The sequence below is a fragment of the Scytonema sp. PCC 10023 genome (assembly GCF_963920835.1).
Classification (GTDB): domain Bacteria; phylum Cyanobacteriota; class Cyanobacteriia; order Cyanobacteriales; family Nostocaceae; genus Kalymmatonema.
This window is the reverse complement of record NZ_CAWUDP010000076.1, coordinates 1-23,808: the sequence shown is the minus strand read 5'-3', so window position 1 is coordinate 23,808 and position 23,808 is coordinate 1. Positions and strand designations below refer to the sequence as shown.

Here is a 23,808-nt window from a genome sequence, read left to right as displayed (position 1 = left end):
ATCCAGCTTCAGCGCCTTCGCTTGTGCTCGATTGTGTCTAGCAACTGTTGAAAGGCGTCATCACGATTGCCCAAGGGGCAGCAGCAAAGCTGATCGCCCTTTGGGCGGCTCCTTTGGAGCATCGCGCCATTTCCTCGTTCACGAGTTGGTCAACTCGTTCATTCAAAGAAATCTCTGACAATCCGCTTGTCACAAGTTGTTCAGCTTGTTCATCATCTGTCAAACAAAGCAGGCAGCAAACAGACCTCACGATACCTTAAGAGCGTTGACGGCTCCAGCATCATCACGGTTTCACGAGCCACTAGAGTCTGAATATAGCGCCACGCGGATTCAGGCGGAATATCTGTGCAATCCCATACCAGACGCAGCGGTATTACCCCTTCAGCGAGCGATCGCCACCGTGTTTCCAAGGGAAAGGCTTCGCCAACACTTTGACAGAGATTTCGATAATGCTGGTACAGAAGTTTGGCTTGCATCACACTCAAAGATGTTTCTGTATCGGTAATGAGTGGCGAAATCACTCTATCCAAACGACCAATGGGAACACTTGTAAAACAAACAACGTCACTCACCAGTTTTCCTTGCTGAATCAGGCTCTCCAGCCCTCTTTTATAACTATCGAATACTTGCTCATACATACTTGGAGAAAACACTAACGTTGCATTCACATTGATACGATTGCCAATTAGATGTTCAATCACTGGTAGCAGCAATTGAGTCGCTGGGATTCTCAATAACAAATTACTCCATCCAACTGACTGCCAAATGTCTTGCGCCGCAGCGATCGCCCGTATATGCCCAGAGGGTTTCTAAAAGAAACCCTCTCCTCGAATCTCCGATTCGAGGCAACCAAGCGGAGCTTGGTTGGGGCATAGGGCGCGCCGCAGCGATCGCTGTTTCAGGTAAAAGCAGTGCCTTGTTGCGGAAGATCAATTTGAACATAGCCATCGCGTGCCCGCGTTTGAGAATGGACTTGTTTGAGCAAATCAGCCGCCAATTGTAGATCTCGCACAATCAAATAGTCTTGACATCTCCCCTCACTGGAAGTAAGGGGATTCTAAACTGATGTTGCTACGCGGTCTGAAGACACGCTACGCAACGTTTACGATATGATTTACTCAAGCGACTGAACAAATCAATTCGTTGTGGCACTGTCAAAGATGCCCTACCCACCTCGACTAGGTTTAAACCTAGCTGTGTATTGCACCTTATCATGATGTTGGCACTACCATTACAATCTGCATTGATGATGTGTCCATCATGACTTTTATACAACCCACGCTTCACCCTTTCACCTGATGCTTTCCAACCTTCGGGTTTTTCACCGTATTTCGGTAGTGAGTCACCATCAAGGAATGATGCTTTTGATGTGTACGCTTCCGAGCGTGATTGTTAGCGTTATCCCGTACTCAAGGCAAAGTTGTTTAAGCCGTTCAATCAATCGTCCTGTGGGGATGACGACAAAGTTCTGATTGTTGCGTTTACCCATGCTGGAACCGTTTTTCTGTCCCTCGTTCCATCCAATAACAAGATTGCCTACGCGGTCATTAAGACACTGATTAATAATGAATCGTGCGGCTTTGTTGACGGCATCACGCATTTGGTTGTTTCGCTTACGCTGTACCCGAAGGGCGATAAATATCTTCGGTATTTGGGAGCCTGATACATATGCATGATTACGCACTAATGCTTGGAACGCGCTTATACCCCACATTCCGCAGGTGCGATCGCCAAACATGATATTTTTGAAGCATGAATGCTTCACTATTAGACATTAGAGTACAAGATATGGAGGAGATTAAGGTATGGTGTCAGACATGATTGATCGGATGAGGTGAGAAGAGTAAATTAACCGAGTAGTGGATACACACCCCGAAAAAATCATGCAGGTAATTGGGACAAAGTAATAATTTTGCCTAAGTGGAAACAGAGAGATGAATTGTACACAAAAACTAGTAAAGAAACTTAACAAAGAAGGTAATATCTTTGACAAGCGGAACTAAAAAACTGGAGAATCCAACGCCGTTCATCAGTAAGGTTAGCAATCTGCTGAACGGTGGCGATCGTTACCAGATGAATCGACATAAAACACTGAAACACCCAACGCAAGGTGAGAGTGGAAGTCGGTTTACCTAACTGATTGTTGATAGTTTGTTTTGCCTGCTTCAAGGCTTGACGTAATGCCCTTTGACCCAAACTGTAAACTAGTAAGCACAAACCCATCACCATTGCTAAGGCAGCCACTCGTTCTGGAGAGTTGAGGAAGATACTGCTTGTAAAAAACATTGGGTCTTTGAGAAAGCGAAACCCACGCTCAGTAGACTGCTGGGCTTTGTACTCTCGCAGTAAGTCGTCGTCGCTTAACTCATTGGCATCCAGGACATTGGTAGCCAAAAGAAACTTTCCAGCCCGCTGCCTTTCGATGGCAATCGCCGTTTGTTTAGATACAACAATGGCACGAACTTGATAGCAGTATGTCAGTTGAGAACCTTTACGGGGTCTGCCACGCTTAGGATGAGCTGAGCGTTCTTTAATCTCTAAGTCAGCTAATTGGTGAAACGGCAACTGAGCTTCAAAGCGTTGGGCAGCAAGTCTGGCGTCAGCAGCACAAGCAAACTCCTGTTGAGACAACAGTCTCAGTTCTGATTCTGCCTTTGATAACTTTTTGGCTATGCGTTTTTCTAGTTGTTGGAGGTCAGCTTTTTGACGAGCTTCACTCTCTACTACTAACCAACGTTGCCGTGCTCCACCATAATCACTGCAACAAGCGGCAATGCGATAACCGGACATTGAACTGTTGACAAAGGCATCTTCCAAAACGTTCTCAAGCAAGAATTTAGCGCTAGTCAGGGTAGTTGGGACTCTTGATACCCAACGTAAATTCTTCATCAGTTGCAGATTCTTCTCAGTGTAGAGTGCAGCATCTGCTACAAACAACGCCTCTATTTGCCACTGTTGTCGAAACTGTTGGAGAATTTGAGCAAACACTTTTTGGTCTCATCATTAGAAAACGTTTTATTGGAGTAATTCGGTATTTATCGCGGCAAAACCGTAACTATAACCATCGTTGCGATGAATGAACGTGACGTGTTTTTGATTAACCGTAATGCGGTTACCATCAATAACAATTTCTACACCTTGCTGTGTAGGGGTTTTGACTCTAGCCTTGTAACGCCCGCTCAAAACGTGCTTGCGGTCTTTTTCTAGCTTGATCCAAACAAAATCACCTGCGGTTGTGTGGGTGTATTCTTTCTTTGCTTCAATGGTCTTGACAATTTTCTTACCTGTAGCAAGGTCTTTCTTGATACTGGTAATAACAGGAAAGCCGCTGGCATTAACACGTCTTGATTGTCTAGAACCGTGACCTTTAGCCACTACTCGCAATGGTTGACAAACTCTAAGATTTACTGAACTGATAGCGTTAACACACGCAGCATCAATCCAATGTTCCTTGGGTAAATTATTTACTACTCGCACCATTTTAGTTGAGGCTGCGTCACAGCTAATAACAGGTAAATCAAACTGCTGTAGCATCTGAACAATAGCTTTTCTTGTTGAATTAACAGCCGCCGTATCACTCAGAGATTTCTTCTGAGTTGCTTTAACCTTTTTCAACACTTCCGGCTTACATTTCAGAAATTCTTCAACAGATTTATTACTTTTTTTCTTGTTACACTTTTCACACGCTAAGGTGAGATTTGCAAAGCGGTCAGATCCTCCTTTAGATTTTGGGTGAATATGTTCAATTTGTAGCGGAACATCTTTAGCTGTGCAGTAAGCGCACTGTCTACCCCACTTTTCTAACAACGCTTCTCGTATGGTATAACCTGCCAGAGTACCTTGCTGGTACTGAATACCTTCAATGTCTGGTGATTCCATCTTTTGCATATCAAATTTAACTTCTTCGATAGCAATTGATGCAATAGGCGCATACTTTATGAGTCGTTTCACCCAAGTTTCAACAGTTAACAATCTGTGGCGCAAGCTAGGTGCTAACCACATAGCTGGCTTTTTCCTATTGAATCGACACATGCGATAGCGCAAATTTCGCGCTCTTCTACCTCGACGATAACCAGCACGACTAATCAAATCTTGCTTAATAGCTTCACCTCGATGTTCTAGCTCCATTCCCCAAATAACTTCGTTAGTTTCTTTAACGACTAAGGAAAAGCCAGTAACTTTGCTACCTGGATCAATGCGTAGTTCTAAATATTTTTCTACTTCATGGTCAACATCCTTATCTAACATTATTACGAAAGGATAGAGACGAAACTTTTTCGCTTTTTCTTTTGATTGAAGAAACCTTGCCCGTGCCGGCGTAGTTGGTTTTAACGGTATTCCGTTTTTGTCAATAACAAATACTGAGTTGGTAATCATTTGATTAACTCTCCCGGAGCGGGGTATGGTTTGCTTTGACAATGCTTAAGGGCTTGTTGATAAGGCGCGGTGTTGCATCGGATAAAGCGACCATGTTCCTACCTCGACGCTTAGAGCGTGAGCGTTCTCTATTAAGTCATAACCCTTAAGCGGACGACCTAGAATAAACAGTTCTAGGCTGAGTCTGGTGTAATCAGCAAGCCAGATTGCTCCAACTTGCTACAGATTAATCCGTTTTATCGATTACTCCGCTTCATTACCATTTGCCACTCTCAAATATAATGGGATATCTCCATCTCCACTGCATATCAAGTCTAAGATAAATTGTTTCAAGTCTGGTCGGTGGTCTCTAGAGTAGCCATATGTAATTTCAATCACTCCTGATTCCGCTTGAGCTTTCTCCGTATTCTTGGCGTACTCTCCATCTACATGAAACGAGCTAGAGTCTAGATGCAAGCTGTCCATTTGTACCCTGAATTTCCGAGCCGCTTGCAAAGCCACACTTACGAATACTTCGGTGAGTCCTGCTGAGTAGAGTTTGTCTAATACTCGCCCTAGGCGGTCATCATTGAGATGTTCTGGGCGAATTTCCTCCCCCAACAGATGCTCCGTAGCTTTACCTACAAAAAATTTTTCAAATAAATACAACGGTGCACTCACAAAGCCCAAGCCATTGATGATCATGGCTTTGACTACTTGACCAGCACTGATGATTTCTTGGGGATGTGTTCCCAGTAGTCGGTTAATTTGATCTACTAGTACAACGCGGCGTAAATAGGGCAACCATTTAAAATCCCTAAAAACCTCATTCCATAATACTTTTGACTTTTGACTTTTGAATGCATGACTTCCGCCTTGCGGTACTAGTTCCATCTCATCAATCATACCTGCCACTATACCGCAGTGATCGATATCTTGTACTCTAATGTCTAATGGTGAAGCATTCATGCTTCAAAAATATCATGTTTGGCGATCGCACCTGCGGAATGTGGGTTATACCCAAACCTACTTACAGCTAATGAATTCGCAAGCTCAAAAAGCACAACAGCACCTAAGTCAAACAGGAGTTTTGACAGTAATTGTTCAAGACAACACCTCCGTTCCGAGGAGTAAATTAACACATGAACATTTTGAACGTTGGTATTCTCAAGGGCAGAAGATTGTTTTTCTTACCTCCTTATAGTCCACAAATGAATCGTATTGAAGATGAGTGGTTGCATCTCAAACGCTCCGGAACTTGCAAGCAGGGTATTCGAGGATGAGTACGAGAAGCGCGATTGCAAAGGTGCCAGTGCCGTAAGTCCTGCGGACAGGCTGCGCCAACGCGCAGCGTCTCGAAGAGAAGGCAATCGCAATTATTGATGGTATAGAAAATAGAGCTACACAGGGTCAGTACCAAGTTGAGCGTTTTACGTTTAATTAGGTTGACCTACTTATCACTTTCGGAAGAGAATAATCTAGAATAGTTACAGCGTAAGACTTTTACAAAAAAATCCTGACTTCAGCCATTCTGTGAGAAAATAAACGCTCAAATGCTCGCTCTATCTACAGTTGAAAATTTGGCTCTTATTTTTCTTTTCCCAGAGTGACAGAAGAGGGATAAACTGGGTGGGCTGTCCAGACCACACCCCACACAAGATTGGATAATTTATCTGTTGGAATACTCTAAGCCCAATGCCTAAAGTGTATGAACTGCGTATAAGATTTCAACATAATTGTGAAGCATTGAGCGAATCTCAAGGCAGCTAAAATACATCTGGTCATATTCCACACGTATGCTTACATCTTCTGACGATGGCTTCATTGAAACAGCAAAATTTAAAGGAAAGTTGAACTTGTCATGAGACCTTCTCCCATTCACCTTCAAGTCAGTTTGCTCGAAAAGACCTTTGGCATTATGGAAAGACATGAAATTAAACGTAGCGAAAAATAACTCCGCCCCAGCACCAGGTTTTAACTGTTGGTCTGATAAAATTTCTAGAAGTGGATATCGAACATAAGGTTCGATATCAATTAGAGATTGCTGCACATTTTTAATTTGTACCTCTTTATCTTCTATAACTTCTTGGCAGAATGGAACAATATTCCAGAACAAGCCCAAAGCTCCAAACGGGTCAGATAATCTTTCTGTCCTACTATTTGAGATAATTCCTACAGAAACCATGTTTTCTTTCATCACAGTACCAATGAGGTCAAGGTAGGTACTCAGGAAAAGTGCTTTCGCAGAAACTTTCAATTTCCGACAGAATTCACGTAAGTCAGCAATGATTTCTGAGTCCAAGTTGTATTCTTCTGCAACAGCTTCTACTTGCTCTACTGAAGTGGTTAACGGCTTTAATGGTTTATATGTATAGTTTTTCAAGTGAAGCTTCCAGAAATTTGATGCGTCTGGTGAGCCAAGAATCTCTTTCTCCAAAGCGACAAATTCCTTATGCACATTGGCAGCAGGGGATACTGTTATTTCTTCTCCTTTCTTAAGAGCCAAATAGAACTCATACAGTTGGTTGAGAAATTCAATATTGCTCCAACCATCTATAATTGCATGATGAGTTGACATGAAGAATTCAAATTTATTCTTTGCTTTGCAAAAAATATTGAATCTAAAAAGTGGCTCATTGGAATCTTCAACGTTGAACAAATTTTGCCTATCTTGCTTCACCACCTCATTAACATAACTTTCTTGTTCATCCGCTTTCATGTGACTAATGTCATGCTCATTGATGGAAAATCTCAGATTTTTTTTGACCACCTGAACTGCTGGTTTTCCGTTTTGAGTGATAAATACCGTTCTCAAAGCCGGATGTTTTTGCACGCTTATTTCTAATGCTTTCTTAAAGGCAATCAAAGAAAGATTGTCATCATAGATATCGTATGAATGCTGGCAATGGTAAACCCCCATCTTTTGATGGTCATTTGCGTAATGATGCAACATAAACTCCTGCATTTTGGCAAGAGGATATGCTGATTCTATATCTGAGGGAAGTAACTCAGATATTTCCTTTGGAAGTTCTAATAAGTGTAGGGGTACAGAAGCGTTATTTTCCTGACGCTGGTCATTATTTATTGGTTGAGCAAAGCTATGAATGGTTTCAGATACATCAGGTGTGTCGCCCCCTGCATCAGCAGATAAACAATGAGCGATTAGCGATCGCAAGCTTGCTGCAAAATCTTGGGCGAGACTTTCAATTGTGGCACGTTTGTGAAAGTTCTCGCTGTATGTCCAATCCAGTTGTAACTGACTTTCTACTACGAGTCCGTTAATAGCTAGCAAATGACTGCGACTTCCTTGCTCGCTTTGTTGTGAACCGACTGATTCAGGGGCTAGTTTGAAGAAAGAATTTTCTTGCATTCCCGAATCCAATTGCCCCAGGTAGTTGAAACTTACCTCAGCTTGTGGTAAAGCTTGCAGTGTGGAGGTAATTTCCGCATCCCCACTCAAATAGCGCAGCAAACCGTAGCCGATGCCTCGGTTGGGTATGGCACGGAGTTGTTCTTTGATAGACTTAATTGCATCTCCTAGATTGTCTGTTGCTTTTAACTCTAAAAGCACGGGGAAGATTGTCGTAAACCAACCAACTGTGCGCGATAAATCCACATCTTCAAAAATATCTTCCCGCCCATGACCTTCGAGGTCAAGTAACACAGAGTTATTGCCAGTCCACTTACCTAAAACCTGCACCAGAGCAGTCAGAAGGATATCATTGATCTGAGTTTTATAAGCTTTGGGAACTTCCTGCAAAAGAGCGCGGGTTTCGCCCGGTGAAAGCAACACTGATACTGTGCGAGCAGATGCTACAGTGTTAGCACCGAACGCATTGTCCACTGGTAAACGGCTTATCTGTGTGCGTGAAATGCCTTGCCAATAAGTCAGTTCTTTCTTTGTGCTGTCTGAACGCGCGTAAGAAGTTAGTTGCGTAGCCCAGTGTTTAAAAGACGTTGTCTTGGGGGGAAGCTGAATTTTTTCGCCACGACTGAGTTGCTGATAAGCACAAAGCAAATCATCTAACAAAATCCGCCAAGAAACGCCGTCCACTGCTAGGTGGTGGATGACTATTAGCAGTCGGCTTGGTTTATCACTACCCAGAGCAAAAAGCGCTACTCGCATTAGTGGTCCAGAAGAGAGGTTCAAGCTGGCTTGTAGCGAAGCAGCGGTGGATTCGATAGCAGCTTTTTGCTCTGCTGAAGGTATTGCTGATAAATTTACATAAGAAAAAGGAATGGTATCATCAGGGGTAGTGTTCATCTGTTCCCAATTTGAGCCAGACTGCACAAAACGTAAGCGCAGCGCATCATGATGCACCAATAATTGTTGCACCACTTGCGACAACAAAGCGGGGTCGAATGTTTGCGGTACTTCTAGTAGAAATGACTGGTTGAAGTGGTGAGGTTCTGGTAGATTTTGTTCAAAAAACCAATGTTGGATGGGTGTTAGAGGTAACAAACCACTGACCAGCCCTTGTTCTGCCCTGGTCGTTTGAGTAGCGTTCGCTACTGCTGCCAACTCAGCAATTGTCAGGTGTTCAAATATCTGTTTAGCAGTCAGTTGCAGTCCAGCCTGTTTGGCTTTAAAAATAATCTGAATGCTGAGAATGGAATCCCCGCCCAGTTCAAAGAAGTTATCATGGATGCCAACTTGCTCCAGGTGCAGAACCTCACGCCAGATTTTGGCTAGTATTTCTTCAGACTCTGTGCGCGGTGCGACTAGATCTGTTTCTCGTTCATGACGTGTTGTATCAGGCTTCGGTAACGCCCGACGATCTAGCTTGCCATTAGGGCTAAGCGGCAGGGCATCCAACATTACAAAGGCAGATGGTACCATGTAATCTGGCAGTTTCTGTTTGAGGAAGGAGCGCAACTCGCTCATTGTCACTGCTGTGCGTGTATCGGGTACGACATATGCGACTAAGCGCTTTTCTCCTGGAGCATCCTCGCGGACGATGGTGACGCAAGAGTTGACATCAGGGTGTTGAGTTAGTACTGCTTCGATTTCTCCTAGCTCAATGCGGAAACCACGTATTTTTACCTGGAAGTCAACGCGACCAATGTACTCTATGCTGCCATCGCTTAAGTACCGGGCTAAATCACCAGTTTTGTACAGGCGAGAACCTGGTTCTGAACTAAAGGGGTTGGGAATGAATTTTTCGGCTGTCGTTTCCGGGCGGTTGAGGTAGCCTCGTGCTAAACCCACACCACCGATGTGCAGTTCTCCCGGTACCCCGGTAGGTACTGGTTGTAAGTGCCGGTCGAGGATGTAAATTTGTGTATTGGCTATAGCCCGACCAATCGGTACTGTCAAGAGTTCGCTGTCTGGTTGGCATTGCCAATAGGTGACGTCAATTGCCGCTTCTGTCGGACCGTAGAGATTGTGTAAACTGCACCCCAGACGCGCAAAAAACTTTTCTTGGAGTTCTTTTGGCAGTGCTTCTCCACTACAGAACACTTGCCGCAACGAAATGCAACTTTCCAGACTTTGTTCTTCCAAGAACACTTGTAGCATTGAGGGGACGAAATGCAGTGTGGTAATCTGCTGCTGAGCAATCAGCTTCACCAGATACGCACTATCTCGATGTCCTCCCGGTTGCGCCACCACTAGACGTGCGCCAGTCATTAATGGCCAGAAAAATTCCCACACCGAGACATCAAAGCTGAACGGGGTTTTCTGTAAGATGCGATCGTCTGGTGTGATTTGGTAAGCTTGCTGCATCCACACCAAGCGATTGCAAATCGCCTGATGAGTGTTCATTGCTCCTTTCGGCTTGCCAGTAGACCCCGAAGTGTAAATCACATAAGCCAGATGATGGGGTAACACGACTGAGTGTGGATTTTCTGCGCTTGACTCACTAATAGCTTGCCAGTTTGTATCCAAACACACCAGTTGCGCCTGCTGTTCTGCAAGCCTTGCTACTAATTTTTCCTGGGTCAACAGCACTTTGACCTGGCTGTCTTCTAGCATATATGCCAAGCGTTCTTCTGGATACTCTGGGTCGATTGGCACATAAGCTCCACCCGCCTTGAGAATGCCCAGCAATCCTACTACCATCTCCACAGAACGCTCTAGACACACACCGACCAACACTTCCGGTCCCACGCCCAATGCCTGTAAGTAATGCGCCAGTTGATTGGCGCGTGTGTTTAATTCACTGTAGGTGAGGCGTTGTTCTTCAAATACCACTGCAATCGCATCTGGTGTCTTCTGCACCTGTTCCTCAAACAAGGAATGCAGACACTTTTCTTGAGGATAAGGAGCCTGTGTATTGTTCCACTCGATTAGGATCTGATGTTGTTCAGTGGCACTTAACAGTGGTATGTGCGACAGCTTTTGGTCGGGATTGGCGACTAGACCCTCCAAGAGAGCTTGGAAATGACCCACCATTCGTGTCACACTCGCACTCTCAAAACGCTGACTATCATAGATGAAGCGCAACGACAATTGCACACCCGGCTGAGCGATGACTGTGAGTGGATAGTTGTTCCTCTCAAAGGCACGAACATCACTGATTTGCAACTTCTGGGAGTTCTCTTCTAAAGCCGTATCTACCGGATAATTCTCAAACACCACAATGCTTTCAAACAACGGCAGCCCTTGCGGCACATCACTCATGCGCTGAATCTGTACCAGTGGAGTGTACTCGTAAGTACTGATTTCAACTTGTAGCTTGTGTATTTGCTTGAGCCAAGGTAGAACTGTGTCCTCACCCGAGAGTCCTACCCGCATCGGCAGAGTATTGATAAATAGCCCAACTATCGACTCTACGCCTGTTATGGGGGCTGTACGACCTGAGACAGTCACGCCGAAAACTACGTCGGTTTCGCCACTGTATCGCAAAAGAAGTAAAGCCCAAGCTGCTTGCACTAAGGTGTTCAACGTCAGTTGATATTTCCTTGCGAAAGACACCAGCGCGGAAGTTGCTTCACTTGATAGCAGAAGAATCTCCTCGCTATAGCTTTGTTGCAAGGACTTGCTGTGGTATGCTTTATCAATTACGAGCGGTGTTGGTGCCGTCACACCCTGTAGTGTTTGCCGCCAAAATTCTTCGGCAACTTCTAAGTTCTGCTTCTGTAACCAAGCAATGTAGTCGCGGTAGGAACGACTCGGTGGCAGTTGTAACTCTTGCCCCACAGACAATGCTTCGTAAAAGCGCAGCACTTCAAGGAATACCAATGGCAGTGACCACCCATCTAGAAGTATGTGGTGATAACTCCACACAAATTGGTAGACGTCATCTGACATTTGAATCAGGAAAAGACGCATCAGTGGTGCTTTGGTCAGTTGAAAGCCACGATGGCGATCTGACTCCAGAAACGCTTGTAGTTGTTGTTGCTGCTCATCCGCAGATAACCCGATCCAAGAATGGATCTCTAATGGTAGTTTTACTTGTCGGTACACCACCTGTAGCGGCTGGTCTTGGCGTTCCCAAATGAAAGCAGTTCGCAAGACCACATGCCGCGCTACCACTTGCTGCCATGCCGCACTGAATGCCTCAACATCCAGATTTCCTGTAAAAGTACAACTAAATTGCTGACAATACACCCCTGAAGAAGGAGCATAAAGGGTATGGAACAGCATTCCCTGCTGCGTTGGAGATAGTTGATAAATATCTTGAACGTTATTCTTTTTCATTTATTTATCTCAAGTTAAATTTAATATTTAGCTTTCTGCTGCGGAGCCTGCAAAAAACCACTACGAATGTAGTATGACAAGTAGGTGCTCAGCAATTCTGCACTGACTGATGGACAGTTGATAGAGGTTCCCGCAAGCCCACTGAGCGTATTCTGACAGTCGAACTTGACAGAGTCATCGGGTGCTGACTCTGCAAAAAAAGGTATTAATGGGTATAATGCATTGTCTGAGGAATGCTCCGCAACCTTGAGCAGATCTGCTCGCCATTGATCGTAGGAAATGACCTCAAGCGAGAAACCAAAAGAGCACAGCCAAGTCATAACGTTGCTCCAGTGGGCTGGATGGGGATTAACCACATGAAAAGTTTCCCCCAGAAATTTTTTTTGCCTTGATAAATGAACGATACATTTGCTCGTATAGTCCACAGGAGTCAGATCCATCACCATGTTGAAATCCGGAAAACTTCCAAGTTGAACACAACCTTTGATCATTCTAAAGAGGAGGTCATTTGTATTAGAGGTTCCGGTTTGGCTGTGTCCTGATACTCTTCCTGGTCGATAAATACTCACAGGAAGTCCTCTAGTGCGTGCGATTGTGACTAACTTTTCCGCCACCCATTTACTCTGCTCGTAGCCACCTGCAAGATGACCACGATCTAAAGAGTCATTTTCTCGGAAGATATGCTCTTTAGACAAGCCCTCCTCCCAGGGGAAAACGGAAAAGGTAGAAATATAATGTACGGGTTTGAGTTTAATTTGGCTTGCCAATCTCAGGACTTCCTGAGTTCCAAGAACATTAGCTGCCTTCAGTTTCGGGTACGGATCGATGAAATTAACTAATGCCCCATTATGATAAATGACATCTATCGTACTTGCTAATGTTTGAAACTGTCGCTCGTCTAAACCAAAAAGTGGCTGCGATAAATCACCGATAACTGAGATAATTCTGGAACTAAAACATTCATTCCAGAGTAAGTAGGATTGAAGATTTGCTTGGATCTTCTTTTTGCCTTCTTCCACATTAGAGGAGCGTACCAAGCAATAAATGTCAGCATCAGTCTGCTGTAGGAGTTCACTCAGTAGAAAAGCTCCCAGAAAACCTGTTGCCCCAGTCAGAAAGATATATGCTGGCTGTGCGCTCTGCTCAACAGCTATGCCTTCCGGGCGGATTGTCTCATCCAAAACGGCTTCTGTATTGAGATCTCTGACAGATGTTGTGGCAGTAGCAGTCGGTTTGCAGTTACGAACATTATCAACCACTTCAGCCATTGCTGCAACTGTAGGTGTTTCGAGCAGGGCGTGTAAGGACAATTCTAGTTTGAACGTATTTCGGACGCGGAAGACCAATTGAGTTGCTGTCAGGGAATGACCACCAAGGTCAAAGAAATTGTCATAAACACTAACTCGCTCGAGCCGAAGCACTTGAGTCCAGATTTCAGCGAGTACTTCCTCAGTTGGTGTGCGGGGAGCGACAAAAGTTGTTTCTAGTTCCGGTTGTGCCGACTCAGGGTTTGGTAGTGCCTTGCGGTCGAGTTTGCCATTGGGTGTCAGTGGTAGGGCATCAAGCACCACGAAAGCACTCGGTACCATGTATTCAGGTAGCTTTTGTTTGAGGAAGGAGCGCAGGTCACTAATTGTAGGTACGAGCTCTTGATGCGGGATAATATAAGCTACTAAACGTTTGTCGTCCCCGATGTCTTCTTTGGCGATGACCGCAGTTTCTCGCACATTTGGGTGTTGGTTGAGTAAAGCTTCAATTTCCCCCAGCTCGATCCGAAATCCCCGTATTTTCACTTGTTCGTCAATCCGTCCCAGGTATTCCAAATTGCCATCTGGTTTCAAGCGAACCAAGTCCCCAGTTTTATACAAGCGTTCCCCAGCCTTGTTTTTAAAAGGGTTGTGAATGAACTTTTCAGATGTAAGTTCTGGTCGATTGAGATAACCACGGGCTAACGATACACCACCGATGTGTAGTTCTCCAGGAACTCCTACAGGAACTGGCTTTTGGTGTTTGTCTAAAACGTAAAATTGCGTGTTGGCAATTGGGCGACCGATAGAGACGGTGCTGTCAGCGCAAGAAGCGCTGTTGAGAGTCTCCACCTTGTGAGCAGCTGACCAAATGGTGGTTTCTGTAGGACCGTATAGATTCCACAGTTCAGTGCATCGTTCTAGCAACCGATCAGCGAGCTCGCGCTTGAGTGCTTCACCGCCACAGAGAATTTTCAATTGTCTACTGTCGTGCCATCCTGATGCTAGAAGTAGCCGCCAAGTTGCTGGAGTGGCTTGCATAACTGTAGCACCACAGGATGACAGACGCTTTAACAACTCGGTTCCATCAGTAGCAACTTCGCGACTGACTACGACTACACTTGCGCCCACAAGCAGCGGTAAGTACAATTCCAGTGCGGCAATATCAAAAGATAATGTGGTGACTGATAAAAGGATATCTCTCTGGCTCAGCCCTAGAGTCAGGTGCATGCTATTTAAGAAGTTAACCAAAGCACCATGCAGAATTTGAACTCCTTTTGGTTTGCCAGTGGAGCCGCTTGTGTAAATTACATAAGCCAAGTGTTCGGGTGTTACCTTGCTTTGGGAATTGCCTTCGCTTTCTCGAGCAATCTCTTGCCAGTCGGCATCCAAGCATACTACCTTAGCTTTAAGTTCTGGCAATGTTGCCATCAACCGCTCTTGGGTTAGCAGCACTGGCACACTGGCGTCTTCTAGCATAAATGCTAAGCGATCGCGCGGGTAGGCTGGGTCTAAAGGCACGTAAGCTCCACCCGCCTTAAGAATACCCAGAAGCCCCACGACCATGGACAACGAGCGTTCTACACACAGACCGACTAACACTTCTGGTTCCACACCTAATCTCTGTAGGTGGTGCGCCAATTGATTAGCTTTTGCGTTCAGTTCGCTGTAGGTGAGGCGTTGGTCTTCAAACACCACTGCCACCGCATTGGGTGTCTTCTGGACTTGTTGCTCAAACAATTCATGAATACACAAATGTTTTGGATAATCCGCCTGCGTATTGTTCCATTCGCTCAGTATTTGATTGTGTTCGGCGGCACTTAACATCTCCAGGTGCGATAGCTTTTGGTGGGGATTGGCGATTAGACCCTGTAGCAGAGTTTGGAAATGCCCCATCATCCGTGTGACACTTGCACTTTCAAAGCGCTGAGAATCGTAGATGAACCGCAACGACAATTGTACTCCGGGCTGGGCTATTACCGTTAATGGATAGTTAGTCCTCTCGAAGGTACGAACATCACTTATGTGCAAATTCTGCGAATGCTCCTGTAAAGCCCCATCTACCGGATAATTCTCAAACACCACAATGCTTTCAAACAACGACAGCCCTCGCGGCACATCACTCAGCCGTTGAATCTCTACCAGTGGCGTGTACTCGTAAGTACTCATTTCCACCTGTAGCTTCTGTATCTGCTTGAGCTTTGGTAGAACTGTGTCCTCATCCGACACTCCCACCCGCATCGGCAGGGTATTGATAAACAGTCCAACTATCGATTCCACGCCTGTTATGGCTGGGGAACGACCTGAGACAGTCACGCCGAACACCACGTCGGTTTCGTCACTGTATCGCCACAGTAGTATTGCCCAAGCTGCTTGTACTAAGGTGTTCAACGTCAGTTGATGCTGCCGTGCAAACGACACTAGAGCAGAAGTTGCTTCAGTTGATAGCGAAACAACCTGCTCGCCGTAGCTTTGTTGCAAGGACTTGCTGTGGTGTGGTTTATCGACTACCAACGGCGTTGGTGCAGTCACCCCGCGAAGTGTTTGCCGCCAAAATTGTTCGGCAGTTTCCAATTTCTGCTTCTGTAACCAGGCAATGTACTCCCGGTAGGAACGACTTGGTGGCAGGTGTAACTCTTTCCCCACAGACAATGCTTGGTAATAGGCTAGCACTTCGGTGAATACCAACGGCAGTGACCACCCATCTAAAAGTATATGGTGATAACTCCAGACAAATTGGTAGACATCCTCTGACATTTGAATCAGGCTCAGGCGCATCAGTGGTGCCTGGGTCAGTTGGAAGCCCCTGTGTTGGTCTTGTTCTATAAAACTCGCCAGTTGTTGTTGCTGCTCCTGTGGAGATAAACCGAGCCAAGAATGAATCTCTAATGGTAGTTTCACCTGCCGATACACTACCTGTAGCGGCGCATCTTGGCGTTCCCAAATGAAAGCAGTCCGCAAGACGACATGCCGCGCTACGACTTGCTGCCATGCGGCATCGAATGCCTCCACATCCAAATATCCTGTAAAAGTACAGCTAAACTGCTGGCAATACACCCCTGATTCTGAAGCATAAAGGGTGTGGAACAGCATCCCCTCCTGCACTGAGGATAATGGATAGATATCGGCAATATTTTTCCAGTTGGTTTTGCCGATCGCTTGCCTTGGCACAACATTGCTCAACAATTGCTCGAGTTCAACATTGTTGAGTTGTGCGAGTGGAAAATCACTTGGAGTATAACCACCAGCTTCAGGAGCCAAGCAATGAGCAATCAGCCCGCGCAACGCTTGCAAAAACTCGTGAGCGATGCGCTCGATGGTGCTGGAGTGGTGTAAGTTCTCACTGTATGTCCAATCCACGCGCAACTGAGAGTCAAAGATAATGCTATTGACCTCAAGTAGATGAGTGCGGTGATTCAGGGAGCTGCGGCTAGGACCGCTCGATTCGTTGGCAAGTTTGAACAGTGCTGATGATTGTAACACCGAATCAAATTGACCCAAATGGTTGAAGACAATCTGGGCTGGTCCTTGATGAGTAAGTTGGGCAATGGTTTCGGTGTCGGAGAGTAGATAGCGCAACCAGCCATAGCTCATCCCTTGCTGGGGAATGCGACGCAGTTGCTCTTTGATGGACTTTAACGCCTCTCCTGGATGGTCTGTTGCTTTGTGTAAGACCACCGGAAAGATAGTGGTAAACCATCCCACAGTCCGAGATATATTAACATTTTCCAAAATCTCTTCGCGTCCGTGTCCTTCCAAGTTGAAGAGCACGTGAGTTGATTGTGTCCAATCGGCTAACACTTGCACCAAAGCGGCGAGCAACACGTCGTTGATTTGCGTGTTGTACGCTTTTGGCACCTCTTGCAGTAATGCACGCGTTTCTTCAACTGACAACGACATCGACACTGTACGTGCAGATGCTTCGGTGTTTGCACCGCCTGGATAATCAACTGGGATATTCCCTACTTGCTGTTTTGATTGTAAGAGCCAAAAATCCCGGTGGTGTTGCAAATCTTGTGATTGTACATACTCCCACTGCAGTTGCGCCCAATCTTTAAACGATGTGGTTTTGGCTGGCAGTTGTATCGCCCCACCCGCACTCAGTTGGCTATAGGCGACTTGCAAATCTTCTAACAAAATCCGCCACGACACTCCATCCACTGCCAAGTGGTGAATGACGATCAACAGTCTTGAGTTTAACTCAACACCGAGATTGAACCACACCACTCGCACCAGTGGTCCTGTGGATAAATTTAAACTGCCTTGGAGTTCCGCCGCTTTTGCTTCGATTGCTGCAGGTTGTTGTGCTTGTGGAAGTGCAGATAAATCTACCATCGTAAATGGCACCGTCTCATCCACAAGGGCATTTATTTGTTGCCAACCAGAATCGGTTTTCTCAAAACGCAAGCGCAACGCATCGTGATGCACTAACATTGAATGCACCACTTGCTGTAGGCGATTTGGCTCGCTCCCCGGTGGCATTTCCAGCATAACCGCTTGGTTCCAGTGTCCTGGGGCGCTGAAATTCTGCTCGAAAAACCACTGCTGAATGGGTGTGAGTGGCAATGTGCCGCTCACCACACCTTGTTGAGCCTGAATTGCCCCAGTTGTTCCTACGACTGCTGCTAATTCCGCAATCGTTTGATACTCAAACATCTGCTTGGCACTCAGTTGCACGCCGACACTATTGGCTTTGGCAATGATTTGAATACTGAGAATCGAATCGCCACCGAGTTCAAAGAAGTTATCATGGATGCCCACCGACTCAATGCCCAGCACCGATGCCCAAATGCTTGCCAGTCTTTCTTCGGTCGGTGTTCTCGGGGCGACAAAACGGCGCGAGAGTTCGGGTTGCCATGATGGTTTGGGTAGTGCTTTCCGGTCTAATTTGCCGTTAGGTGTGAGTGGTAGGGCATCAAGCACCATGAAACCACTTGGTACCATGTATTCTGGTAACTTTTGTTTGAGGAAAGCACGCAACTCGCCGCTCTGTGGTGCTGGCTGCTCATGCGCGACGAGGTATGCGATCAACCTAGTAGAACCGACCGACTCTTGTGTGGCAATGACCACAGTTTGTTGCACATTTGGGTGTTGGCTCAGTACCGCCTCAATTTCGCCCAACTCAATGCGGAAGCCACGGATCTTCACCTGATGATCAATCCGACCGAGGTACTCAATGTTACCATCAGCTTGATAGCAGACTAAATCTCCGGTTTTGTAGAGGCGTTCGCCTTTGCCCGCAAACGGGTTGGGAATAAATTTTTCTGCTGTCAACTCCGGACGGTTAAGGTAGCCACGCGCCACACCCACCCCGCCAATGTGCAACTCGCCTGCCACACCCACTGGTACTGGTTGATTGTCGCGATCAAGGATGTAAATTTGTGTATTGGCTATAGCCCGACCAATGGGCACACTCAACAGTTCGCTGTCTGGTTGGCATTGCCAATATGTTACGTCTATTGCCGCTTCTGTCGGTCCGTAGAGATTGTGTAAATTGCATCCCAGCCGCGCAAAAAACTTTTCTTGCAGTTCTTTTGGCAGTGCTTCTCCACTACAAAATACTTGCCGCAACGAAATGCAACTTTCCAGATTTTGTTCTTCCAAGAACACCTGTAGCATTGAGGGCACGAAATGCAGTGTGGTAATCTGGTGTTGAGCAATCAGCTTCACAAGATTTGCACTGTCTCGATGTCCTCCCGGTTGTGCCACGACTAGACGCGCTCCAGTCATTAATGGCCAGAAGAATTCCCACACCGAGACATCAAAGCTGAAGGGAGTTTTCTGTAAGACGCGATCGCCCTGTGTCATTTGATAAGCTTGCTGCATCCATAGCAAGCGATTGCAAACAGAGTGATGAGTGTTCATCGCTCCTTTTGGCGCTCCTGTAGACCCTGAAGTGTAGATCGCATAAGCGAGGTGATGGGGTAACACGACCGAGCGTGGATTTTCTGCGCTTGACTCACTGATAGCTTGCCAGTTTGTATCCAAACACACCAGATGCGCCTGCGGCTGTGCTAGCTTAGCCAGTAATTTTTCCTCGGTCAACAGCACCTTAACCTGGCTGTCTTCTAGCATATATGCCAGACGTTCTTGCGGGTACTCTGGATCTAAAGGCACGTAAGCTCCACCCGCCTTGAGAATGCCCAGCAGTCCCACAACCATGGACAGCGATCGCTCTAGACACACACCGACCAACACTTCCGGTCCCACACCCCATGCTCGTAGGTAGTGCGCCAATTGATTAGCTCTTGTGTTCAACTCACAGTAGGTGAGGCGTTGGTCTACTCTACGAGAAGCCGCGCAAAGCGCGTCTACAAACACCACTGCTACTGCATTAGGTGTTTTCTGGACTTGTTGCTCAAACAAAGTATGCAGACACAAATCTTGGGGATAATTTGCTTGAGTTTTGTTCCATTCGACCAGTATTTGATTTTGTTCGGCACCACTTAACAGTGGTATGCGCGACAGCTTTTGGTTGGGATTGGCGACTAAACCCTGTAGCAGAGTTTGGAAATGCCCCATCATCCGTGTCACACTCGCACTATCAAAACGCTGAGTATCGTAGATCAAGCGCAACGACAATTGTGCTCCGGGCTGGGCAATGAGAGTGAGTGGATAGTTGTTCCTCTCAAAAGCACGAACATCACTGATGTGCAAATTCTGTGAGTGTTCCTGTAAAGCCGCATCTTGCGGATAATTCTCAAACACCACAATGCTTTCAAACAACGGCAGCCCTCGCGGCACATCACTCAGCCGTTGAATCTCCACCAGTGGCGTGTATTCGTAAGTAGTGATTTCAACTTGTTGCTTGTGTATTTGCTTGAGAATAGGTAGAACTGTGTCCTCATCCGACACTCTCACCCGCATCGGCAGGGTATTGATAAATAACCCAACTATGGACTCCACACCTGTTATGGCTGGGGAACGACCTGAGACAGTCACCCCAAACACCACGTCAGTTTCGCCACTGTATCGTGAGAGCAGTAAAGCCCAAGCTGCTTGCACTAAGGTGTTCAACGTCAGTTGATGCTGTTGTGCAAACGACACCAGCGCTGTTGTTGCTGCACTTGATAGTTCCAGAATCTCCTCACTGTAGCTGCTTTCGCTTTGTTGCAAAGACTTCCTTTGCTGTGGTTTCTCGACTACTAAGGGCGTTGGTGCAGTCACACCCTGGAGTGTTTGCCGCCAAAATTGTTCGGCAACTTCCAACTTCTGCTTCTGTAACCAAGCAATGTACTCGCGGTAGGAACGACTCGGTTGCAGGTGTAACTCTTTCCCCAAAGACTTTGCTTGGTAACAGTTCAGCACTTCGCTGAGTACCAACGGCAGCGACCACCCATCTAAAAGTATGTGGTGATAACTCCAGACAAACTGGTAGACATCTTCTGACATTTGAATGAGCAGAAGACGCATCAGTGGTGCTTTGGTCAGTTGAAAGCCGTGCTGGCGATCCGACGCCAGAAAGTCTTGTAGCTGCTGTTGCTGTTCATCCGGAGATAGTCCCAGCCAAGAATGGATCTCTAGTGGTAGTTTCACCTGTCGGTACACCACCTGTAGCGGCACATCTTGGCGTTCCCAAATGAAAGCAGTTCGCAAGACGACATGCCGTGCTACGACTTGCTGCCATGCTGCGTTAAAAGCCTCCACATCTAGAGAGCCTGTAAAAGTACAACTGAATTGCTGACAATACACCCCAGAAGAAGGAGCGTAAAGGGTGTGGAATAGCATCCCCTGCTGCATTGGGGATAGTTGATAAATGTCTTGAATATTATTCTTTTTCATTTAATGTTTATCTTAACTTAAATTTAATATCTGGTACAAAATTACACAAGCTCGTAGTTGCGCTTTAGCGCTAAAGCACAACTACAAGCCTAAGAGTACGATACGAATTTATCAAATGTAGTACTTAGCTTGATTGTGCTAATTTTTCCATTTGCTGACGCAAGCTAAGTGGTCTCATATCAGTCCATACTTCCTTGATGTAATCTAGGCATTCTGCCTTTGTCCCGCTTTTACCAACATCTTTCCAACCCAAAGCATTTTCCCGCTCACTCGGCCAAATTGAGTACTGTTGTTCGTGATTGACAACAACTTTGTAGATAGTTTTGTCTTCAAGGTCATTCCAATTCATAGTTACTCCAAAAAAAATTGACAGTTAGTTTGCTTGTGCCAGCACTATGCACGCTATTTACTTGCATACACAGGCTGTTATTTAGTGAGAGATAACATTTGGTAGCTCCGTTTCTACCCGTCGCAAGCGTGGAGAAAGATAGCAGGTAAGAATTGCTACTATCAAGAGCATTCCCATGATGATGAATAGCAAGCCAATGCCACGTCCCGCTCCGACACCAATTATCTTTCCAACACTGCCTGCTAACGGTCCATTAATGGTAAGCATAGGCTCAAACACACGGTCAGCTAGAGGTCCAGCAACTAGGTAAGCAAGCAGCAGGGATAAATTAATCAGCATTCGGTTGACAGCGAAGACTCTTGCCCGCACATCAGACGCTATTTTGCTCTGAAAAATGGCTTGCCTAGAACTGACAACGATCGGCAGACTGAAGAAGTGAACGAAAATGGCAACAGTACACAGCACAACATCACGACGCAACCCAGCTAGCAGCATACATATCCCACCTAATAGCATAAACCCGAGTACGTTATATATGCGACGCTTCCCTCCACCCCAAGTGCTGATGAATGCTGTGCCAAGTATCATGCCGCTGCCACCGATGGACAGCATTGTGCCAAGTACAGCGGTTGAGGTGAAGGAAAGGAACAGTGGTGTCGATAGCACAACGGCAATTCCCTCAACAAAATGGTAGACACAGTTAAGAATTAATAACCAAAACAAACCAGGTCGAGTTGTGATAAAATTCCAGCCTAACAAGGTATCATGCCATAGTAAGTTTTTCGACACTTCGGCTTTTGTTGTAGTTACAGGTTTGGGTAGCCGAACCAGCAAGAGCATCACAAGGCAGAAAACGAAGGTAATTGCGTCAAGTATAAAGATACCTTGAATCTGAATCGTTACTAGCAGAAAGCCTCCTAGCACTGGCGAAATGAGCTGTCCGACAGCTAAGCCTAGTTGGAACATTCCATTGGCACGAACTAAATGCTGCGGTGGTACAAGCTGTGTGATCACAGCATCATAAGCAGGCCCCTGCAAGGCGTTGAAAGCGGAACTAGCAGCCGTAGCGATGTAGATATGCCAGATTTCAAGATGTCCAATGAAAAATAGCAGTGCAAGCGAAAAAATGCTCAACCCAGATCCACAATTGCTTAAAATTATTAGCTTGCGTCGGTTCCGCCGATCCCCAAGCGCACCCGCAAGTGGGGAGATGATGATGTTTGGTAGCATATGCAGCACAGAAATCAGCGCAAACTGAGTGACTGAGTTCGTATTTTGATACACCCATATACTTAAAGCAAAGCCAGTCAAGCCAGAGCCAAGGAAAGATACCAGTTGTCCAATCCAGATGATTATAAAAGTCCGCATTTTTCGGTTACTTAATTATCTGCCTGTGCCTGTTCAATGCAGGGTTTCAATTGTTCTGCCAGAACTTGGATGTTGGGTTTGGAAAGTGATCTTTTTTATTTAGCTCTCTACCTCCTCTTGCAATTGTGCAAATAACTCGTCAAGGTCTAATTGGCTTAAGCCCGCTGCGGGAAAATCAGTTGGAGTGTAACCACCAGCTTCAGGAGCCAAACAATGAGTAATGAGTGCGCGCAACGCTTGCAAAAACTCGTGTGTCAGACTCTCAATTGTGCTTGAGTGGTGTAAGTTCTCACTGTATGTCCAATCCACGCGCAACTGAGCGTCGATGATGATGGTATTAACCTCAAGCAGATGGCTGCGGTAATTTCGAGGGCTACGGCTAGGACCGCTTGATTCACTAGCTAATTTGAAAATCTCACTTGTCTGTACAACGCCGTCAAATTGACCCAAATGGTTGAATACGACCTGGGCTTTTGGTTGGGCTTGGAGTTGGGCGACAGTGTCTGCATCGTCTAGTAGATAGCGCAGCCAGCCATAGCTAATCCCTTGCTGCGGAATGCGACGCAGTTGCTCTTTAATTGACTTTAACAGAGACCCGGGCTCGTCTGTTGCTTTGTGTACGACCACCGGAAAAATCGTGGTAAACCATCCCACAGTGCGTGAGACATTGACCGAATCCAAGAAATCTTCTCGTCCGTGTCCTTCCAAGTTGAACAGCACATGATTTGATTGTGTCCAATCGGCTAACACCTGCACCAAAGCTGTGAGCAACGCGTCATTGATTTGTGTGTTGTACGCTTTTGGCACTTCTTGCAGTAATGCACGCGTTTCTTCAACTGACAACTGACAAGACACTGTACGTGCAGATGCTTCGGTGTTTGCACCGCCTGGATAATCAACTGGGATATTCCCTACTTGCTCAAGTGATTGTAAGAGCCAAAAATCCCGGTGGTGTTGCAGATCTTGTGATTGTACATAGGAAAACTGCAGTTGCGCCCAATCTTTAAATGATGTGGTCTTGGGTGGCAGTTGTATCGCCCCACCCGCACTGAGTTGGCTGTAGG

The 23,808-nt window shown here is 46.0% G+C and carries 10 protein-coding genes and 3 pseudogenes; 1 reads left to right on the top strand and 12 read right to left on the bottom strand.

What is annotated here, in order from left to right:
• Nucleotides 1–37 precede the first annotated feature (37 nt).
• From ACM0OZ_RS34360 to ACM0OZ_RS34330, 7 genes and pseudogenes are all read right to left on the bottom strand, one after another.
• The gene (locus ACM0OZ_RS34360; protein WP_414587310.1) at nucleotides 38–223 is read right to left on the bottom strand and encodes a hypothetical protein; all 186 of its coding nucleotides are present in this window, start codon (nucleotides 221–223) and stop codon (nucleotides 38–40) included.
• Complete coding sequence (locus tag ACM0OZ_RS34355; RefSeq protein WP_414587309.1) at nucleotides 213–740, bottom strand: transaldolase family protein; 528 nt, start codon at nucleotides 738–740, stop codon at nucleotides 213–215. Before ACM0OZ_RS34355 ends, ACM0OZ_RS34360 begins: the two co-directional genes overlap by 11 nt.
• A gap of 1 nt (nucleotide 741) precedes the next feature.
• Nucleotides 742–942, bottom strand: coding sequence for a hypothetical protein (locus tag ACM0OZ_RS34350; RefSeq protein ID WP_414587308.1), 201 nt, complete (start codon nucleotides 940–942; stop codon nucleotides 742–744).
• A 406-nt stretch (nucleotides 943–1,348) separates the two neighbouring features.
• Nucleotides 1,349–1,765 carry an IS200/IS605 family accessory protein TnpB-related protein gene (locus ACM0OZ_RS34345; RefSeq protein ID WP_414587307.1) on the bottom strand — a complete coding sequence of 139 codons (417 nt, stop codon included), beginning with the start codon at nucleotides 1,763–1,765 and terminating at the stop codon, nucleotides 1,349–1,351.
• A gap of 200 nt (nucleotides 1,766–1,965) precedes the next feature.
• A pseudogene (locus ACM0OZ_RS34340) lies at nucleotides 1,966–2,997 on the bottom strand (IS1634 family transposase); the annotation flags it as partial.
• An 18-nt stretch (nucleotides 2,998–3,015) separates the two neighbouring features.
• Nucleotides 3,016–4,377, bottom strand: a complete 1,362-nt coding sequence (gene iscB / locus ACM0OZ_RS34335) for an RNA-guided endonuclease IscB (RefSeq protein WP_414587306.1) — start codon at nucleotides 4,375–4,377, stop codon at nucleotides 3,016–3,018.
• 246 nt (nucleotides 4,378–4,623) lie between these two features.
• A pseudogene (locus ACM0OZ_RS34330) lies at nucleotides 4,624–5,139 on the bottom strand (IS1634 family transposase); the annotation flags it as partial.
• A 374-nt stretch (nucleotides 5,140–5,513) separates the two neighbouring features.
• Here ACM0OZ_RS34330 and ACM0OZ_RS34325 point away from each other — a divergent pair.
• Nucleotides 5,514–5,606, top strand: a pseudogene (locus ACM0OZ_RS34325) (transposase); the annotation flags it as partial.
• Between the two features lie 449 nt (nucleotides 5,607–6,055).
• On the opposite strand, the gene ACM0OZ_RS34320 reads toward ACM0OZ_RS34325, so the two are convergent.
• The 5 genes from ACM0OZ_RS34320 to ACM0OZ_RS34300 form a co-directional block, all read right to left on the bottom strand.
• Complete coding sequence (locus tag ACM0OZ_RS34320; RefSeq protein WP_414587305.1) at nucleotides 6,056–11,998, bottom strand: amino acid adenylation domain-containing protein; 5,943 nt, start codon at nucleotides 11,996–11,998, stop codon at nucleotides 6,056–6,058.
• 20 nt (nucleotides 11,999–12,018) lie between these two features.
• The gene (locus ACM0OZ_RS34315) at nucleotides 12,019–21,027 is read right to left on the bottom strand and encodes an amino acid adenylation domain-containing protein (protein WP_414587304.1); all 9,009 of its coding nucleotides are present in this window, start codon (nucleotides 21,025–21,027) and stop codon (nucleotides 12,019–12,021) included.
• A gap of 124 nt (nucleotides 21,028–21,151) precedes the next feature.
• Nucleotides 21,152–21,376, bottom strand: a complete 225-nt coding sequence (locus tag ACM0OZ_RS34310; protein ID WP_038092767.1) for an MbtH family protein — start codon at nucleotides 21,374–21,376, stop codon at nucleotides 21,152–21,154.
• A gap of 81 nt (nucleotides 21,377–21,457) precedes the next feature.
• Nucleotides 21,458–22,744 carry an MFS transporter gene (locus ACM0OZ_RS34305; RefSeq protein WP_414587303.1) on the bottom strand — a complete coding sequence of 429 codons (1,287 nt, stop codon included), beginning with the start codon at nucleotides 22,742–22,744 and terminating at the stop codon, nucleotides 21,458–21,460.
• 99 nt (nucleotides 22,745–22,843) lie between these two features.
• Nucleotides 22,844–23,808: condensation domain-containing protein (locus ACM0OZ_RS34300; RefSeq protein WP_414587302.1), on the bottom strand; the 965-nt coding region annotated here is incomplete at its 5' end.

Excerpts from the sequence above, each read along its gene's own strand:
- ACM0OZ_RS34315 (WP_414587304.1), bottom strand. The coding sequence starts at position 21,027 with ATGAAAAAGAATAATATTCAAGACATTTATCAACTATCCCCAATGCAG.
- ACM0OZ_RS34310 (WP_038092767.1), bottom strand. The coding sequence starts at position 21,376 with ATGAATTGGAATGACCTTGAAGACAAAACTATCTACAAAGTTGTTGTC.
- iscB (WP_414587306.1), bottom strand. The coding sequence starts at position 4,377 with ATGATTACCAACTCAGTATTTGTTATTGACAAAAACGGAATACCGTTA.
- ACM0OZ_RS34320 (WP_414587305.1), bottom strand. The coding sequence starts at position 11,998 with ATGAAAAAGAATAACGTTCAAGATATTTATCAACTATCTCCAACGCAG.
- ACM0OZ_RS34305 (WP_414587303.1), bottom strand. The coding sequence starts at position 22,744 with ATGCGGACTTTTATAATCATCTGGATTGGACAACTGGTATCTTTCCTT.
- ACM0OZ_RS34350 (WP_414587308.1), bottom strand. The coding sequence starts at position 942 with ATGTTCAAATTGATCTTCCGCAACAAGGCACTGCTTTTACCTGAAACA.